Annotated in this window: 14 protein-coding genes; 11 read left to right on the forward strand and 3 right to left on the reverse strand. The window is 67.5% G+C overall.

The window, feature by feature from the left end:
• The first annotated feature begins 16 nt into the window (after window positions 1-16).
• The 7 genes from ACOYYX_RS08425 to ACOYYX_RS08455 all read left to right on the forward strand — a co-directional run bounded on the left by ACOYYX_RS08425 (window position 17) and on the right by ACOYYX_RS08455 (window position 7,932).
• Entirely contained in the window at window positions 17-1,120 is a 1,104-nt protein-coding gene (locus ACOYYX_RS08425; protein ID WP_422929485.1) for a Gfo/Idh/MocA family protein, read from the forward strand.
• Window positions 1,117-1,938 (forward strand): polysaccharide deacetylase family protein, encoded by an 822-nt coding sequence (locus ACOYYX_RS08430; RefSeq protein WP_422929486.1) that lies wholly within the window; start codon window positions 1,117-1,119, stop codon window positions 1,936-1,938. The genes ACOYYX_RS08425 and ACOYYX_RS08430 overlap by 4 nt, the downstream gene beginning before the upstream one ends.
• A 104-nt stretch (window positions 1,939-2,042) precedes the next feature.
• Window positions 2,043-3,068: a class I SAM-dependent methyltransferase gene (locus tag ACOYYX_RS08435; RefSeq protein WP_422929487.1), complete on the forward strand. Its 1,026-nt coding sequence runs from the start codon at window positions 2,043-2,045 to the stop codon at window positions 3,066-3,068.
• Complete coding sequence (locus tag ACOYYX_RS08440; RefSeq protein WP_422929488.1) at window positions 3,065-4,378, forward strand: oligosaccharide flippase family protein; 1,314 nt, start codon at window positions 3,065-3,067, stop codon at window positions 4,376-4,378. The genes ACOYYX_RS08435 and ACOYYX_RS08440 overlap by 4 nt, the downstream gene beginning before the upstream one ends.
• Window positions 4,375-5,208: a class I SAM-dependent methyltransferase gene (locus ACOYYX_RS08445; RefSeq protein WP_422929489.1), complete on the forward strand. Its 834-nt coding sequence runs from the start codon at window positions 4,375-4,377 to the stop codon at window positions 5,206-5,208. Before ACOYYX_RS08440 ends, ACOYYX_RS08445 begins: the two co-directional genes overlap by 4 nt.
• Entirely contained in the window at window positions 5,208-6,464 is a 1,257-nt protein-coding gene (locus ACOYYX_RS08450) for a glycosyltransferase family 4 protein (RefSeq protein WP_422929490.1), read from the forward strand. The genes ACOYYX_RS08445 and ACOYYX_RS08450 overlap by 1 nt, the downstream gene beginning before the upstream one ends.
• A 163-nt stretch (window positions 6,465-6,627) precedes the next feature.
• Window positions 6,628-7,932, forward strand: a complete 1,305-nt coding sequence (locus tag ACOYYX_RS08455) for a glycosyltransferase family 4 protein (protein WP_422929491.1) — start codon at window positions 6,628-6,630, stop codon at window positions 7,930-7,932.
• Here the strand turns inward: ACOYYX_RS08455 and ACOYYX_RS08460 are convergent.
• Window positions 7,908-9,017: a glycosyltransferase family 4 protein gene (locus ACOYYX_RS08460; protein ID WP_422929492.1), complete on the reverse strand. Its 1,110-nt coding sequence runs from the start codon at window positions 9,015-9,017 to the stop codon at window positions 7,908-7,910. The two genes, ACOYYX_RS08455 and ACOYYX_RS08460, sit on opposite strands and share 25 nt — an antisense overlap.
• A 263-nt stretch (window positions 9,018-9,280) precedes the next feature.
• Here ACOYYX_RS08460 and ACOYYX_RS08465 point away from each other — a divergent pair, with 263 nt between their 5' ends.
• The 3 genes from ACOYYX_RS08465 to trpD are packed head-to-tail and all read left to right on the forward strand — an operon-like array spanning window position 9,281 to window position 11,893.
• A complete protein-coding gene (locus ACOYYX_RS08465) occupies window positions 9,281-10,615 on the forward strand; it encodes a S1C family serine protease (protein WP_422929493.1) in 1,335 nt (444 codons plus the stop codon).
• Window positions 10,599-10,868 (forward strand): PDZ domain-containing protein, encoded by a 270-nt coding sequence (locus ACOYYX_RS08470; protein ID WP_422929494.1) that lies wholly within the window; start codon window positions 10,599-10,601, stop codon window positions 10,866-10,868. Before ACOYYX_RS08465 ends, ACOYYX_RS08470 begins: the two co-directional genes overlap by 17 nt.
• Window positions 10,865-11,893, forward strand: coding sequence for an anthranilate phosphoribosyltransferase (trpD, locus tag ACOYYX_RS08475; RefSeq protein ID WP_422929495.1), 1,029 nt, complete (start codon window positions 10,865-10,867; stop codon window positions 11,891-11,893). Before ACOYYX_RS08470 ends, trpD begins: the two co-directional genes overlap by 4 nt.
• 143 nt (window positions 11,894-12,036) lie before the next feature.
• Here trpD and ACOYYX_RS08480 read toward each other — a convergent pair whose 3' ends face one another.
• Window positions 12,037-13,509: a Gfo/Idh/MocA family protein gene (locus ACOYYX_RS08480; protein WP_422929496.1), complete on the reverse strand. Its 1,473-nt coding sequence runs from the start codon at window positions 13,507-13,509 to the stop codon at window positions 12,037-12,039.
• A gap of 1,055 nt (window positions 13,510-14,564) precedes the next feature.
• On the opposite strand from ACOYYX_RS08480, the gene ACOYYX_RS08485 reads away from it, so the two are divergent.
• Complete coding sequence (locus ACOYYX_RS08485) at window positions 14,565-15,563, forward strand: hypothetical protein (protein ID WP_422929497.1); 999 nt, start codon at window positions 14,565-14,567, stop codon at window positions 15,561-15,563.
• Between the two features lie 70 nt (window positions 15,564-15,633).
• Here the strand turns inward: ACOYYX_RS08485 and ACOYYX_RS08490 are convergent, their stop codons facing one another.
• Window positions 15,634-16,902 (reverse strand): GNAT family N-acetyltransferase, encoded by a 1,269-nt coding sequence (locus ACOYYX_RS08490; protein ID WP_422929498.1) that lies wholly within the window; start codon window positions 16,900-16,902, stop codon window positions 15,634-15,636.
• Window positions 16,903-16,989 lie beyond the last annotated feature (87 nt).

A 16,989-nucleotide genomic window follows, 5' to 3' on the forward strand; every position in this document is an offset into this window, starting at 1 on the left:
CGAGGAGGAGGCGCACATGGTCGCCGACGGACTAGGAGTTGGTTTCCTGGTGGTGGGCGCGGGTTTCCTCGGGAAGCAGCGGGCCGCCGCCGTCATGGCGAGCCGCGGGTGCCGACTCGTCGCCGTCCACGACAGTAACATCGAGGCCGCGCGGGCCCTCGCCAGCAAGCATGGGGCGAAGGTCGTCGACGACTACAACGTCGCGCTCGAGAGCGATGATGTCGACGCCGTCATCGTCGCCACCCCCCACGCCGACCACTACGAGCAGGTCCGCCTCGCCCTCGAGGCCGGCAAGCACGTCCTCTGCGAGAAGCCGCTGACCGTGACGCCGAGCCAGGCCCGGCACCTCGCGATCCGTGCCGACGAATTGAAGCTCCGGCTCGCGACCGGCTTCAACCACCGCTTCTACCCCCCGATCCAGAAGGCCCTGGCCCTCGTCGGCGACTGGGCGATCGGCAAGATCGTCTCGGTCAAGGCGGTCATCGGCCACAAGGCCACCCCCGAGTTCCTCCAGAGCTGGCACACCCAGGTCGAGCGGTCGGGGGGCGGGACCCTGATGGACAACGGCCCGCACGCCTGCGACCTGATGCGTCGGTTCCTCGGCGAGGTCGTCTCGGCCCAGGGCACCGTGAAGAACACCCTCGACCTGCCCTCCGGCTGCGAGTCGGAGGCCACGGCCACCTTCAAAGGGAACGACCGGGGTCAGGGACAGATCCATTCTTCGTGGACCCTCGCCACTGGCTACCTGACCATCGACATCGAGGGGACCGAAGGGAAGCTGCACGTCGAGACGGCTCCCTGGAAGCTCAACGGCGTCCTGGCAAACGGCCGACGCCTGAGACGCTACTACCTCGGCGAGCGGTTCTCCGAGCGTCGGTTCCGCGGCCTCTACGGCTGCGAGCGTTCGTTCGTCCGCGAGCTCGAGTCGTTCGTCGCCAAGCCGAACACCCCGGCCGCCGTGCTCGGCGCCACGGGCTGGGACGGACACCGGACCACCGAGATGATCGACGCCGTCTATCGCTCGGCCGCTGAAGGTGGGGTCGAGGTTGCCCTCCAGCCGAACCTGCTCCAATTCCCCGCCGAGATGGACGTGCAGGCGTCCTCGGGAGACTGGGCATGACGAAGGCCGGCCTCCCGGTCCTCACCTACCACGCGATCGACCGCCGCGGCTCCGTCACCTCGACGGAGCCGACCCGGTTCGACGAAACCTTGCATGCCTTCGATGAGGCCGGGTTTCGCTGCGTGGACCTGGAGGGCTGGATCGCCGCCGGCCGGCCCGCGCTCGATCGGGCCTACGCGATCACTTTCGACGACGGTCTCAGCTCTATGGCCCATGCGGCGGAGTCGCTCGCTCGCTATCGGGCGACGGCCACCGTCTTCCTCGTCACCGGCCGGATCGGCGAGGACAATGACTGGCCGGGGCAACCGGGCTGGGTCCCTCGTGAGCGGTTGCTCGACTGGTCCGAGATCGAGTCGCTCCGGGCTTATGGCTTTCGCTTCGCGGCCCACGGCGAATCGCATGCGAAGCTCGACGACCTCGACGATGCCACATTAGTTGATGAAATCAGCCGCAGCCGCCTGGCCCTTGAGGACCACCTCGGCGCACCTTGCCGGCTCTTTGCTTATCCCTACGGTGCGGCCTCGGCTCGCGTACGACGCGCCGTCGCGGAACACTTCGAGGCCGCCTTCACGACGCGGCTCGACCTGGCCAGGGCCGCAGAGTCGCCGCATCGGATCTCGCGGATCGATGCCTTCTATCTCCGCGACGACGCCGTTGTAAACCGAATCATCGCGGGACGCTGCCAGGCCTGGCTCGATGGCCGCCGGGCGTTGCGCGAGTTCCGACACCTCGTGACTCACCCCTTCGCGAAGCTCGCCGATACCCTGGCGAACCACGCCCGGCAGGACGCCGGACTGGCCCTACGCCGATCGGCCTAGGCTTCGCTCCTGAGTTTGCACACATCTACAGCGATTTCACACCTCGACGCCTCGATCGGTCCCATCACCGCGACGTGTTGTCCATTTGTTTGATCGTTGGAACCATGAAAACAGAGACAATGGCCGTAAGGGATTGCGCCTGCGTCTGCCCGGCCTGCCACGCCGGGCTCGCGGCCGGGGACGATTGCCTCGTCTGCTTCTCCTGCGACCGGACCTATCGCGACGTCGCGGGCATGCCCGACCTCCGGCTCGGCTCGGACCGGTATTTGAGCCTCGAGGCCGAGCGGGCCAAGGCCGAGCGGCTCCACGCGATCGGGGCCGACACCGACCTCCGAGGCGCGGCCGAGGCCTACTACGCGATGACCGACGACGTCGTCGACGCCCGTCGCGACCGCTTCCTCCGCCACATCGGCATGGCCGAATTCCGGGGCGAGGCCTTGTACTCGCTCCTGCCTCAAAAGGGTCGGATCCTCGAGGTCGGCTGCGGCACCGGCGGCCTGCTCGTGCCCGCGCTCCGAGGCGGGCGCTCAATCGTCGGCGTCGACATCGCCTCGCGCTGGCTGGTCGTCGCCCGCAGGCGGTTGCGCGACCACGGCCTGGATACGGAACTCGTCGCCGCCTCGGCCGAGACCTTGCCCTGGCCCGATGCCTCGTTCGACGTGATCGTGGCCGACAGCCTGCTCGAGCACGTGGACAACCCGATCCTCGCGCTCAGGGAGTGGAGGCGCGTCCTGAAGCCTGGCGGATCCCTGATCGTCTGGTCGCCGAACCGACGTACCCTGACCGTCGACCCGCACGTCGGCCTCTGGGGAATCGGCTGGCTGCCGCGATCTCTGGTACCGGGCTATCTCCGCCTCCGGGGCAAGGACGTCTGGCCGCCGCACACCCTTTCCGCCCGAGAAGCGGGGGGACTGGCGAGGGCCGCCGGCCTAGATGCGGTCCGCGTCGGCCCGGCGACGATCCCCGACGACTGGTCGCGACGCCTGCCGAAGCGGCTTAGCCAGGCCTGCCGGGTCTATTCCACGATGCGGGCGAACGTGCTCACGCGGGGCCTCTTGCAGGAGATCGGCCCGCTCTGGGAGTTGCGTGCAGCGAAGTCCAGGCCCGGGCTCGAAGGGGATTCGGAATGAGCCTGGCCCCTCTCCGGGTGTCCGCGCCGGCAGTCCGGCGTGAGGCGGATCCGGCCCTGGCCTCGCCGCGCTCGATGGGCCTGCGGTGGGTCATGGCGGCCGAGATGTTCGCCAGCGCCCTGGGGTTCGGGGTGATGGTCCAGATGGCGCGCAGGCTTGGGCCCGAGAGCTTCGCCCGGGTCGAGTACGCCTCGGCGGTCGCCGCCTGGCTGCTGGTGATCGTCAGGGGGGGCGTCGACGTGATCGTCGCCCGCGAGGCCGCGCGCAGACCACGGCTGATCGCCCCGCTGACCGACGCCCTGATCGGGCTCCGCTGCCTGGCGGCGCTCCTCGGCTACCTCATCGTCCTGGTCTTCGCGGCGATTGCAGGGCAGGGGAGGGGCACGGCGCTGGCCATGGTGGGGCTCATGCTCTTCCCGTCGGCCTGGGTCGCCGACGTGGGCCTCCGCGCGCTCGGGCATCTCAGGCTGGTCGCCCTGGCGCAGGCAGTTCGCGTGACCGGCTATGCCGCGGCCGTCGCCTGCCTCGTCCGAGGTCCCGGCGACACACTGGCCGCCGCCTGCTGCATGGTCGCCGCCGAGGTCTTCGGCTCGCTCGTGCCGCTGGCCTGGCATGCCCGTCAGTACGGCTTCCCCCACCCCCGATTCCGCCGCCGGGCCTGGACGATCCTGGCACATCGAGGCGCGATCGCGGGCCTGATCCGCTTCGGCCGGGTCACGCTCTACGGCGCCGACTTGCTGGCCCTTGGCTGGTGGGCGGGGGCCGAGCTTGGTCCCTATGCCGCCGGGCGTCGGATCGTCTTCGGGCTCGTGGGGCTCGGCCTGGTCATTCCTGCTTCGCTCGCCCCGGCGATCGCGAGGCGCTGGGCGTGCGGGTCGGAACTTGCCAGGGAACTCGTCGAGGACGCGATCGCCAAGGTCTGGGCGTTCAGCATCCCCGCCGCGGCGGCGCTCATGCTCACGGCCGGATACTGGATGCCCCTGATCTTCGGCGACGGCTATCGCGAAGGGGGGCCTTACCTCGCCCTGATCGCGGCCAGGCTCCCGTTCCTGCTGACCGCGAGCCTGATCCAGTCGGCGATCGTCTCCTGCCGCCGCGAGACCTGGGTGCTCGATCAGATGATCGGCCTGCTCGTCCTGGCGATCGTCTTCGTGCCGCTGGCCGTCGCCTGGGGCGGCCCCTGGGGGGTCGGCTGGGTCTCCCTGATCCTCGAGGTCATCGCGGCGCTCGGGAGTTATCGGATGCTGGGATGCCTCGGGCTTTCCCCGCGCTGGAAAGAGTGGCAAGGACGTCGGGAGGTCGCACGATGACGTTGGGACTCGCCATCGAGGATCCTGCCTACTTCGACCGCCTCGCGCAGGTCGAGGTCGAGCACTGGTGGTCGCGCGGGATGTGGCGGCTCGGGGCCTACTGGCTCGATCAGACCCTGGCACACCGGAACGGCCTCGACGCCCTCGACGTCGGCTGCGGCACGGGCTTCACCATGCTCCGTCTCCGCGACCGGCCCGAGATCCGGGAGGTCTTCGGCCTCGACCCGAGTATCGACGCCCTCGAGCACGCTCGTCGTCTCCACGACATGCCCCTGCATCGGGGGTCCGCCCTGGATTTGCCTTTTGAAGACGACTCGTTCGACGTCGTCACCTCATTCGACGTGCTCCAGCACCTCCCCGATGGCGGGGATCGCCGGGCGGTCGACGAGATGCGCCGGGTGCTCAGGCCGGGGGGGATCGCCCTGATCCGCTCCAATGGCCGCGCCCCCTGGAATTCGAGGCCGACGAAGGATCCGAGCTACCGGCTCCGCGACCTGACCGACCTCTTCGCCGAAGCCGGATTCCGGGTCCGGCACGCGAGCTACGCCAATTGCCTGCCGGCCCTGGCGCAGGAGTTACGAGGGCACCTGCCGCGGCTCTCGCGAGGTCGTCCCGGCCATCCTTCGGGGGGAGGCCTGCAAATTCGTCTTCCCCATCCCGGCATAAACCGGATGATGGGCGCCGTCTCGGGCATGGAAGCCTGGGTCGCCGGGGCCTGCGGGGTCCCACTCCCCTACGGACACAGCACGATGCTGCTCGCCGAGCTTGATTCCAGGACGAATCTTCAGGAAACTCCCGAGCCTACCAGTGCTACTGGGAGGCTCGGCTGATGCGGATCGGCATCGACGGGAGCTGCCTGGCGAATCGCCGAGGCTTCGGCCGCTTCGCCCGCCAGACGCTCGAGGCCCTGGCCCGCACTCCGAGCGCGCACGAGTTCGTCGTCTTCATCGACGGGCCGTCCGCCCCGCACGTCTCGGTCCCGGATCGGTTCGAGACGGTGGTGGTCGACGTGGGCGAGGCCCCGACCGCGGCCGCCTCCGCCGCGGGGCGACGCCGACTCCGCGACATGCTGGCCATGGGCCGCGCCGTCGCCGGGGCGGGTCTCGACCTCGTCTACTTCCCGGCGACCTACAGCTTCTTCCCGGTCTGGAACGTCAAGCACGTCGTCGTCACGATGCACGACACCCTGGCTCTCGCCCACCCCGACCTCGTCTTCCCGAGCCGGGCCGGGCGCATCGCCTGGGCGCTCAAGGAGCACGCCGCGGGCCTCTGGGCGGACAGGATCGTCACCGTCTCCGAGTCGGCTCGCCGCGACCTGCGCGACTGGTTCCGCTGGGAGGCCGACCGCATCGATGTCGTCACCGAGGGGCCCGACGCCGTCTTCCGTCCCGCACCATCGGATGCGGAATCGGACAGGGTCCTCGCAAAGTACGGCATCGAGCCGGGCACGCCGTACCTGCTCTATGTCGGCGGCCTGAGCCCGCACAAGAACTTGCCGAGGCTGATCGAGGCCTTCGCCGCGGGGGCTCCCGAGTCGTTCCGCCTCGTGCTGGTCGGCGACATCAGCGACGTCTTCCACACGCACATCCCCGTGCTGAGGGCAACCGTGGCGCGCCTCGGTCTCGAGGGTCGGGTCCACTTCCCGGGGTTCGTCCCCGACGAGCCGCTGGTGCATCTCTACAGCCGGGCGTACGCGCTGGCGCAGCCGTCTCTGATGGAAGGCTTCGGCCTGCCCCCCGTCGAGGCGATGGCCTGCGGGACGCCGATCCTGAGCAGCACGGCCGGATCCTTGCCGGAGGTCGTCGGCGAGGCCGGCGTCTTCTTCGACCCGCTCGACCTCGACGCGATGACCCGCGTCCTCCGCGACTTCTGCGCGAACCCGGCGGCACGAGATCGTCTGGCTGCGGTTGCGCTCGAGAGGTCGAATCGCTTCACCTGGGACGCCGCCGCGGCGTCTCTCCTGAAGACATTCGGGTCATTCGAACCGAAACACCCGGCTCGTATCCATCGCGCACATCATGCAACGCCCATTCATGCGGGAACGCCCGCGAAGATTCCCGATCGGGCCGGGGCCTCCCCGGCCTGAGTGACAGGACCGCTATCCCTGCTTGTCGATGGCCATTGGTGGCACCTATTCCAGGAAGGTTGCGAGTGCGAGTCATGCGTGCTAACACTGCCCGCGAAGTACGCGCGATCGCAAACGCCTGCATTTTTCCGACGCGACTGGGGAAGTCGGCATGAAATTCTGCATGCTCACGACGTTTTTCGGCACGCACAGCTTCGGGGGCGACGCGGCGTTCGTCGATCGCCTCTCGCGTGCCCTGGCGCGTCAGGGCCATGAGGTGCACGTGATCCACTGTCGCGACGCATTCGAAGCGTCGCGCGGCGATCAGACCCCCAGGCCGTACGAGCCCCCCCCGGGCGTCGTGATCCACCCGCTGGAGAGCCGCGTCGGCACGCTCTCGCCGCTGGCTACGCACCAGACCGGCTACCCCTTCTTCAAGGCCCAGGCGATCAAGAAGATCCTGCGCCGGGTCCAGCCGGACGTGGTCCACTTCCACAACCTCTCGCTGATCGGCGGCCCAGGCCTGCTGAAGATGCCGATTCCCGGCGCGGTCAAATTCATGACGGCCCACGAACATTGGCTGGTCTGCCCGCAACACGTCCTCTGGAAGTTCGACGAGCGGATCTGCGAGCGCGAGGAGTGCATCAAGTGCTGCGCCCAGGCCAAGCGGCCTCCGCAGCTCTGGCGCAGGACATCCCTGATGCGACGCTCACTCGCGGCCCTCGACGCCCTGATCTGTCCGAGCCAATCGACGCTCGAGGAGCACGCCCGGCGCGGCATCGTGGCCCCGATGACGCACCTGCCGTACTTCCTGCCCCACGACTACACGGGGCTGCCCCAGGCCCCGACGCTCCGCCCGTCTCGCCCCTACATCGCGGCGGCGGGCCGGCTCGAGAAGATCAAGGGGTTCCAGGACGTCATCGACGTCATGAAGCAGCTCCCGGGCCTCGACCTCCGGATCGCCGGCTCCGGCCAGTACGAGGACGCCCTCCGCTACCGGGCCAGGGGCCTCGACAACGTCCGCTTCGAGGGCCGGCTCGACGCCGCCCGCGTCGCGGCCCTCTTCCGAGGGGCCCGCGCCGTGGTCGTGCCCTCGCTCGTCTTCGAGACTTTTGGCTACGTCGTCCTCGAGGCCTTCGCCGAGCGCTGCCCGGTGATCGTCCGCGACCTCGGGGCCTTGCCCGGCCTCGTGGAAGAGAGCGACGGCGGCCTCGTGTTCAACTCCCCCGAGAGCCTCGTCGCCTCCATCAAGCGCCTGGCCGATGACGACCGCCTCCGTCGGATCATGGGGGAGAACGGCCACAAATCCCGCCTGGGAATCTGGTCCGAGGAGGAGCACCTCGACCGCTACTTCGCCCTCATCGAAGAGCACCAAGGACGCAAACGGGTCCGCCTGGATCGGCCGCACTCGCCGTTCCGACGACGGTCCCGCCCCCTGTCGAAGGAGACGGCCTCGTCGCAGGATCATGAGATCCTGGCCGAGGCCTGAGCCACATCCCGGATCTCCGCCTTCACCTCGCTCGCGTAGCGGGCCCGGCTGAAGTTCGCGACATGGGCGAGGCCGCGCTCGACATGCCCGGCTCGCCGCGTCGGATCTTCGAAGAGGCCTTTCGTTGCCGAAGCGATCGCATCGGGGCTCGGCGCGTCGAGATACCAGGGAGCGTCGCCGCCCGCCTCGGTCAGGGCGCTCGTGCGCAGGGTGACGACCGGGCAGGCGCTGGCCATGGCCTCGACGACGGGGAGCCCGAAGCCCTCGTAGTCGGACGGATAGAGCAGGGCGACCGCACTCGCGAGCAACCCACGCAGGACGGGCTCTGAGACGTGCCCGGCGCGGATGACTCCCTCGGCGGGACCCGGCAAATCGCCCGGGTCATCCGGCCCGGCGAAGACGAGTCGGTGCGTCGGATTCACGGCTCGATGCCGAGCAAATCCCTCGAGGATCGCGGGGATGTTCCTCCTCTTCGAGCGCTTACCGACGAAGAGAAAAAACGGCGAGTCCCCCAATCCAACCAGCTTCCGGGCCTCCACGACCTCGGGCGAATCCCCATTCAGAGGCCGGAATTCGGGCTCGGGGCAGAGGTAAATCACCCGGATCCGATCCTCGGGAACCCCATGCACTCGCATGACGTCGGCGGCCGTCGATTGCGAGGGGACCAGGATTCGCGTCGCCTTACGAGCCGCCGAGCGATAGCGACCGCTGAACCGAATCCGGACGTGCCAGGGGAAGCTTTCCGGCACGACCCAGGGCAGGGTGTCATAGATCACGAGCACGGTCTTGCCGCGCCAGGGGATCGGGACGAGATTCGCCGGGGCGAATAAGACATCGTCGGACCGAAGCTCGCGCGCCAGCCCGAACGTCTCCCAGATCAGGCCCGGCCAGTTCGGGCCGATGACCTTGGCCGAGACGCCGGGAATCTTCGGGATGCGTTCCAGGGCACCAGGCTCGCGCAGCACGATCAGGGTCTCGGGGAGCGGGAAACCAGCGACCTGCCACTCGGCCAGGAGGCTCTCCAGGCAACGGCCCACCCCGGTCCGCCCGGCGGTGAGCCTCTGGCCATCGATCACCAACCGCATCGCGAAGCCTCCTTGAACTTCCCGGCCATTCTACACGCTCGAGCCGATCGACCGGACGGAACTTCCCAGGCGTCTCGACCGTCAATACAAAGAAGACCATCAGGTCCCGAGTCTCCGCGGGCTCGGGCCGCTTTGACTTGGGGCTTCGGGCGGGGGTATATTATTACCGGCCCTGGAGGTTTCTCCCGGGTCTACCCCGGATGCTGCGCCCCGTGGCGTCCACCAGCTCCGCCCCCCGTCTCTGGCGTGGAGATTGGCCCGACATGTCGCGATCCGCAACCTCGCTCGTCCTGCTCGCCACGCTCAATCTCGGCGTACTCCTCGGAGTCGTCCTGGACCGCGGCGGCCGATTCGTCTCGGCCCAGGCCACGCCAGGCAACCGCTCCGGGGCCGCCCGGATCGTCGCCATCCCCGCCGCCTCCCGCGAAGCCGTCCAGACCAAGGCCGGCGACGAGGGAGACCTGTACAAGAAGCTCGAACGCCAGTACGAACAGTTCGAACAGGTGAATCGGACGTTCGAACTGGTCTCCGAGGCCGTCTCGCCCGCCGTCGTCCACATCGTCGCCCAGAAGACCGGCCGCAACGAAGAAGTGCCCCATATGAGGCGCTACGAGGAGACCGGCTCCGGAGTCATCGTGCGTAGCGATCGCGGACGCCAGCTCTACGTGCTGACGAATAACCACGTGATCGAAGGGGCCAAGCCAGAGAAGATCAACATCTTCCTCAAGGACGGCCGCGCAATCCGCCCCGAACGGGCCTGGCTCGACGCCAAGGCCGACATCGCCGTGCTGAGCCTGGGTCGCGAAGACCTGCCCGCCGCGCGACTCGGCGACAGCGACGCCGTCAACGTCGGGAGCTGGGTCCTCGCCCTCGGCAGCCCCTTCGGGCTCATGCACTCGGTCAGCCAGGGGATCATCAGCGCCCGCGGCCGTCACATGGACGAGCTCCAGGACGTCGAGAACCAGGACTTCCTCCAGACCGACGCCGCCATCAACCCGGGCAACTCGGGCGGGCCGCTGGTGAACATGAAGGGGGAAGTGATCGGGATCAATAACTCGATCGCCTCCAACGGCGGCGGCAACGAAGGGGTCGGCTTCAGCATCCCGATCAACCTCGCACGCTGGATCATGAACCAGCTCTTGCACAACGGCCGGGTGACGCGAGGGGCGCTGGGCATCGACCTGCATCCCGAGTTCCGCCCTGAGGACGCCCTCGCCCGAGGCCTCGACCGCCCCCGAGGCGCCTGGGTCGACGTGGTCCGACCGTTCATGCCCGCCGCGCAGGCAGGGATGCACGACGGCGACGTCATCGTCCAGTTCCGAGGCGTCGAGGTCCAGGATCTCAACCACTTAATCAACCTCGTCTCGATGGCGACCGTCGGCGAGAGTGTCGACGTCATCGTCCTCCGCGACAAGAAGCGCTTGACCCTCCGCGTCACGGTCGGGGATCGCGACCGCACGGTCGTCCAGTCGGGCCCCGCCGAGGAGGCCGCACAACACGCCGACCGGGACGGCCGGCGGCGGGCTCCTGCGTCGACCGGATCGCCCCGCGAGCACCTCGTCGTATGCGATGGGCCTCGAGTTGACCACGCTCGATGAGGCCACCTCGCGAAAGATCGGGCTCCCAGCCAAGGAGCACGGGGCGGTCGTCGCCAAGGTCGTCCCCGACAGCCCGGTGGCCGCCTACCTCAAGCCGAACGACGTGATCTACAACATCGACGGCCGCTCGGTGGCCTCGGCCGAAGAGGCGGTCAAGGTCCTGAATGCTCCTCCCGCACACCCGCCGCTCGTCCTCGAATTCCTGAGGGTCGCCCGAGGCGCCCTCGAACGCCGATCGGTCCAACTTCCATGACGAGCCCCCTGACCGACGCGCTGGCCTCCCTGGGAGCCGGCCGCGACCTGACCGTCGAGCAGACCTCCGAAGCAGTCCGCACGATCATGGCCGGCGAGGCCTCGGAGGTCGAAATCTCGGCCTTCCTGACGGGCCTGAAGGTGAAGGGGGAGACCGCGGAGGAACTGACCGGCGCCGTCCGCACCGTCCGCGAGCATGCGACCCACTGGGATCCGACGGGACTGCCCTCGCCGCTCGTCGACACATGCGGGACGGGAGGCGACGGGGCGAACACCGTCAACGTCTCCACAGCCACAGCGATCGTGCTCGCCTCATGCGGCGTCGCCGTCGCCAAGCATGGGAATCGCTCGGCCTCGGGCAACTCCGGCAGCGCTGAGGTGCTCCAGGAACTCGGCGTGAACGTCGAGGGGCAGCCCGAAAGCGTCAGGCGCTGCCTGGCCGACCTCGGCCTCACGTTCCTCTTCGCCCCGAACTTCCACCCGGCTTTGCGGTTTGCCGGCCCCGTCCGCCGCAAGCTCCCCTTCCGGACTCTGTTCAACCTCGTCGGCCCGCTCGCCAACCCCGCGAAGCCCTCGCTGCAACTCGTCGGCGTCGCCGGCGAGCGCCAGGCGGACCTCGTCGCCGAGGCCCTCTCCCGGCTCGTCGAGACGGAACGAGCGGCGGTCGTGACCGGCTCCGACGGGCTCGATGAGATCACGCTCGACGGCCCCACGCAGGTCCGCTGGGTCGAGTCGAGCACGGTGACCCGTCAGACCTGGACCCGCGACGACTTCGGCCTGCCCGAGGTCAAGGCGAACGAGCTTCGGGTCTCGGGGGCCTTGGAGAGCGCAGGTTTGCTCCGCAAGCTCCTGGCCGGCAATCCCGGACCGACTCGCTCGATCGTGCTGGCCAACTGCGCCGCGGCCCTCTTCGTCGCCGGGCGCGTCCCTTCGCTCAAGGGCGGGGTCGACCTGGCCTCGCAGGCGATCGACTCGGGAGCGTCGGCCAGTCTGCTCGAGCGCTGGCGGGAACTTAGCCACGCCTGATCGCGGCACGTCGCGCCCGCCCGATTGCCGGCTCGCATTCACAAGAAAAAGCTCGATCATCGAGCCAAAGAGAAAGGCCCCTCGACCCGGCGAAAGCCGGGTCGAGGGGCCTTGGGTTTTGGCGAGGGGTAAACCCCTCCGGCTCAGCTCAGGCCTTCGGCCGGATCCTTGCCGTTGACCCAGTCACCTTCCAGCTTCATGTAGGCCGGGGGCTCGAGGAGCGAGCCTTCGGTGCCGGCCTTCCAGCCGATGACCTGGTTGGGCTTGCCGCGGAGCTTGCTGCGCTCTTCCCAGCGAGCGGCCCAGGACTTGTCGGCCTCGGTGATCGCGCCGGTGTCCTTGTCGAAGAAGAGGGCCTTGCCTTCGCGGTAAGACTGGACGCCCATGTTGACGGTCGCGATCGCGGCGTAGCCGAGGTCGGCCGGGCAGAGGGTCTCCGGGTTCCGCGAGCGGACGCACTCGATGTAGTGGTCCCACAGGGCGCGGGTGTCGTCGCGGGGGGCGTCGACCTTGACGTGCTCGACGCCTTCTTCGGTCTTGTTGGCACCCGGAGGAGCGGGACGGTTCGACAGCTTCTCCTGCTTCACGTCGAAGCCATCGGGGCGGAACATGATCGAGGCCGTGTGGCCGTGGATGACCTCGGGGATGGCGTACTGCTCGGAGCACATCGAGGCCGTGACGATGACCTGCAGGCCTTCCTCGTAGTCGGCCACGACCGTGGCGACGTCCGGCACGTCACGACCATCATACTCGAGGTACAGGCCGCCGCCGCCGACGACCCGGCGCGGGAAGCGGACGCCCACCGCCTGGATCAGGTGGGTGAGCTGGTGGACGAAGAGGTCGGTGTACATGCCGCCGCCGAACTCCCAGTAACAACGCCACTGGGCGAACTTGGCGCGGTTGAACGGCATGTCCGGGGCGAGGCCGAACTCGGTGCCGAGGAACATCTTCCAGTCGACCGTGTTCGGGGTCATGTCCTTGCTCAGCGGGTAGTAACGCCACTGGCCGACCGAACCGTTGCGGTAGTACTGGGTCTGGGCCTGCATCACGTGGCCGATCTTGCCCGACGTGATGAGCTCGTTGGCCTGCTTCCACTTCGGATCCGAGGTCGACTGCACGCCGACCGTCATGATCTGGCGGGTCTTCTTGACCGTCTCGGCCACGCGACGGGCCTCGTCGATCGTGTGCGTCATCGGCTTTTCGCAATAGACGTCCTTGCCCGCCTCCATGGCGTCGATGGACATCTTGGCGTGCCAGTGGTCGGGGGTGGCGATGACCACCGCGTCGACATCCTTGTTCTCGAGCACCTTGCGGTAGTCGACCTCGGCCTGCTTGGCCTTGGTCTTCTCCTGGGCTCGCTGGCGGTTCTTCTCGTACACGTCGCAGACCGCAACGATGTCGACCGGCTTGCCCTCTTCCTTCATCGAAAGGAGGACGTTGATGTGCGCCTGGGCGCGACCGCCCGGACCGAGGATCGCGAAGTTGAGCCGGTCGTTGGCCCCCTTCACCTTGCCAATGGCGGGATGCGCGAAGGTCCCGGCGGCCACGACAGCCCCCGTGGCCACGCCCGCGCTCTCCATGAAGCCTCGACGAGTCACCACTTTTTTGTCAGTCATTCCGGTTCGCTCCGGCCAAGGGGAAGGGAAACAGACGTCGCCCAACTGGCTTGTTTTTTGCTTGAGCCCGAGAAACAGAACGTCACCTTAACGACGTAACGAACGCGAGGTCAAGCGATTGGCCCCCCTCCGCCCGGATTCCGCGATCAATCTTTGTTGGAACCATTTCCGGAGCCGGGGTGTCTACATCCTGAAGGCCCCCTCTTCGTGAAAATTCCCGAAAATGCAAGCATGCGTGACAGATGATCGTTGACAATCGTCGGGGTTTAATCCAGACTCTCATTTAGAATAAGTGCCGTGCTCGTACGTTGTTCTCTACGGGACGTCCCACAGGGACGCCGGATCGAAGCCGTCCAGGCCCGTATTGATCGTGGCGAGGTGGTCATGTGTTTCGTGGCGGAGTCGCGAATCGACGCTCAAATTCGAGCGGCTGCATCTCAAGGATGTGAGCCTCACCATGTCGCAAGGCCCGGTACTCACGAAGTCTCGCCACCGCCCTGCCGGCTCTACGCTGGCACCGTCTCCGGGCGGATGTGCAGCAAGAGGGTGAGCCAGGGCGGCTCAATGCGGATCGAGCCGAGCAAGATCCACTGGAGACTCGGAAACAACCTCACGGAATCCGAATTCACGGTCCAATCGTCAGAGCCCTTCGCGGCGAGATCGCGTCATTCGAATCCGGGACGCGCACGCAGACTCGCGATCGGATAAATACCGTCGTGGAATCGTGCGCATCATCGTTGATCCGGCGGCGAATCGGCGATGGACTTCGAAAATAAGGCCCCGCGTCCCGTATTGGTTGGCCAGGGGCCTTGTCTGCGGGAGACGAGCGGCCGGGCAGAAGGTTGGCAGGAGTCGGTCGGGAATCGCGATGAATCTTTCGAGAAATCGCACTTTCCCGGAACGCGTCGCAGAGGTCGCGGGTTATACGTTTGATGAGAGCCCTGATTCGATTTCGTACTTTTTCCCAATGAACCCGCACCCGCGGCGAACGACTCTCCAGCCTGCTGAAGACGCTTGTCGGTATAACTTAATAAACCTCTAATGGTAATGATCACATGCCCAAGACCATCCAATGCCACGAGTGCGGGATCGTCCTGAATCTCCCACCGCAATCGTCGGGCAAGCGGCTGAAGTGTCCCAAGTGCGGGTGCCGGTTCCAGGTCGACTCGGATACCTCGACGTATCCGTCGACCATGGTCAGCGCCCATGACGCACGCCCGTCGTCGTCGCAGACGATCCCCCAGGGGCAAACGACAGCGTCCCGCGGGCAAGATGATCTTCTGCTCCCGACCGCCTCGACCGACCTTCGCGAGGCGTTCGACCTCCCCTTGCTGACCGACCTCGCGGCCCCCTCGTCGACGCCCTCGGCCGGCACCGCCACGAAGGCCCAGGCGGGAGATGCCCTGGCACTCTTCCAGGAAGAGAAGAAGCCCGCCCGTCGCCCCAACGCCGCGGAGGCACGCTCCCAGGCCAGGCGATGCCCGACCTGCAGCAACGTCGTCCCGGTCGGGATGTCGATCTGCTCGAGGTGCAACCTCGACCTCGAGTCCGGCGCGCGCATCGACCTCGATGACGACCTCATGCCCGAGGCGCCCGTACGTGCGTCCGGGCCCCCGCTGCCCGTGACCGTCATCGCGCTGATCGCGCTGCTCGGCTGCGTCCTCTCGGCCGCCTACTCGACCGTGCAGTGGAAGCGGGGCGTCGACGGCTGGCTCTACTTCATCCCCATCTGCCTCTTCGGGGCGTTCGCGGCCGTGCACCTGCTGCGAGGCCACACCGCCAAGCTCCTGATCGTGGCGCTCAGCCTGGCCGCCATGATCAACGTCGTCGCCTTCATCGCGATGCCGATCTACCTCGCCGCCGAGGAGACTCAGATCGAGCAGAATTCCCTGCCGATCGACGACGAGAACACGGAGAGCGTCGCGATCCAGCCCATGACCGACCGACTCGACATGAATCGGTTGAGCCTGGGAGTCGTCAACCTGATCCTCTACGCCGGCGTCGCCGTCTACCTGTCCTCGGCGAGCGTACGCAGGCATTACGCGCGGACCTGAGCAAGGTCCGACATGCTCCGATTCGTGCCTTCCCTCATTCGATCGATGGCTTGCGACGGCCCTGAGACTCTCAGGCCGTCGCACTATCCAGAGGGCTGCGCCAGACGGGACGGAGCGGGAAGAGGACTCGAGCCGCATCGATGGCCGTGCCGGTGGAGGTCTCGAAGCCTTCCTCGAGCGCGGCCTGATCGATGTCGATGTGGCCCAGCATGAGCCGGGCGAAGGTGGCCGTCGAGAGCGTCAGGTGGCGGCGGCTCAGCTTGTCGTGCTCGATCCTCGAGCCTTTCTCTTCGATGTGGATCAGCCAGCGTCGGTCTCCCACCGTGAGCCCCAGTTCGAGGGGCAGGGAGGTGCCGGCTTCCGTCGCGCGCCGGGTCAACTCGGGCAGGACGGCCTCGAGGAACTTGTCGACGTCCGGGATGTGATACATCGACGACGTGCCGTCGTACTCGTCCTGATCGACGACCTTGCCCGAGGCCGTTCGGAAGGCCTCGAGCACCGGGTGATCCGACGGGGCATGCACGATGACTTCGGGATAGGCCCGCTCGAGGGCCTCGGCCCTGACGCGTCCCAGAAGCGCCTTGAGGGCCTGCGGGTAGGCGGTGTTGTAGGCGATCTCGAGGATCTTGTGATCCTTGACGAACGCATATCCGCGCACGGCCTCGCCCTGACAGGCAACCCAGATTACGTGGGCATATTTCCGCCCGATCATCCATCGCCAGTAATCTTCGGACCGGACGATGGTGCCGTTCGTCCGGGCGTACTGCTCTTCATAGAGCGACATGAGGTCGTTGAGCTCGACCTGCCGCCAGGGGCGGACGTGCCAGAATCCGCCACGCCCTTCGACGACCCCGTCGCTGGCCTGGGGGAGGTTGCGGCTCAAGGTCTGGCCGAAGCTCTGCCGGCCGCAGACGCCCCAGCCGAGCGGGCGGTAGAACTGGGGCATGCCCGTGGTGAGGGCCTGCACGACGGAGCCGGTCTCGCGAGCCCGGTCGTCGGAGAGCCGCATGAGGTTCTGCGCGAATCCGAGGCCGCGGTATTCGGGCAGCGTGCCGACCCACATCACGCCGTTGAGCGCGATCTGCGAGGCGCCATACCTGACCTTGCGCTCGGTCAGGTGGACGTGACTGACCACCCGGCCGTCGACCTTGACCAGGAGCCGTTGCTCGGGCCTGTAGGCCGGGTCGTTGAGGGCGCCGAGGAATGAGTCGCGATCGGGGCCGTGGAAGACATGGAGCAGGGTTTGGTAGACCGCCTCGTGGTCTGCCTCGGTGCCGAGGCAGAACTCGACGGATCCTCGACGAAACGGGAGCCGGATGGCCGGCGCGGGAGCTTTCATCGGGACGAACACCTTGGCGACACGTCGCTTGCGGTTCAGTGACGGGCGAAAAAACCGCGCCTCCAAACCAAGGGCGGCGGCTTCACG

Origin of the sequence: Singulisphaera chitinilytica (assembly GCF_049331405.1) — a bacterium.
GTDB lineage: Bacteria > Planctomycetota > Planctomycetia > Isosphaerales > Isosphaeraceae > PoT.

Coding starts and splice junctions, on each gene's coding strand:
- ACOYYX_RS08425 (WP_422929485.1), top strand. CDS start 17: ATGGTCGCCGACGGACTAGGAGTTGGTTTCCTGGTGGTGGGCGCGGGT.
- ACOYYX_RS08430 (WP_422929486.1), top strand. CDS start 1,117: ATGACGAAGGCCGGCCTCCCGGTCCTCACCTACCACGCGATCGACCGC.
- ACOYYX_RS08435 (WP_422929487.1), top strand. CDS start 2,043: ATGAAAACAGAGACAATGGCCGTAAGGGATTGCGCCTGCGTCTGCCCG.
- ACOYYX_RS08440 (WP_422929488.1), top strand. CDS start 3,065: ATGAGCCTGGCCCCTCTCCGGGTGTCCGCGCCGGCAGTCCGGCGTGAG.
- ACOYYX_RS08445 (WP_422929489.1), top strand. CDS start 4,375: ATGACGTTGGGACTCGCCATCGAGGATCCTGCCTACTTCGACCGCCTC.
- ACOYYX_RS08450 (WP_422929490.1), top strand. CDS start 5,208: ATGCGGATCGGCATCGACGGGAGCTGCCTGGCGAATCGCCGAGGCTTC.
- ACOYYX_RS08455 (WP_422929491.1), top strand. CDS start 6,628: ATGCTCACGACGTTTTTCGGCACGCACAGCTTCGGGGGCGACGCGGCG.
- ACOYYX_RS08460 (WP_422929492.1), bottom strand. CDS start 9,017: ATGCGGTTGGTGATCGATGGCCAGAGGCTCACCGCCGGGCGGACCGGG.
- ACOYYX_RS08465 (WP_422929493.1), top strand. CDS start 9,281: ATGTCGCGATCCGCAACCTCGCTCGTCCTGCTCGCCACGCTCAATCTC.
- trpD (WP_422929495.1), top strand. CDS start 10,865: ATGACGAGCCCCCTGACCGACGCGCTGGCCTCCCTGGGAGCCGGCCGC.
- ACOYYX_RS08480 (WP_422929496.1), bottom strand. CDS start 13,509: ATGACTGACAAAAAAGTGGTGACTCGTCGAGGCTTCATGGAGAGCGCG.
- ACOYYX_RS08485 (WP_422929497.1), top strand. CDS start 14,565: ATGCCCAAGACCATCCAATGCCACGAGTGCGGGATCGTCCTGAATCTC.
- ACOYYX_RS08490 (WP_422929498.1), bottom strand. CDS start 16,902: ATGAAAGCTCCCGCGCCGGCCATCCGGCTCCCGTTTCGTCGAGGATCC.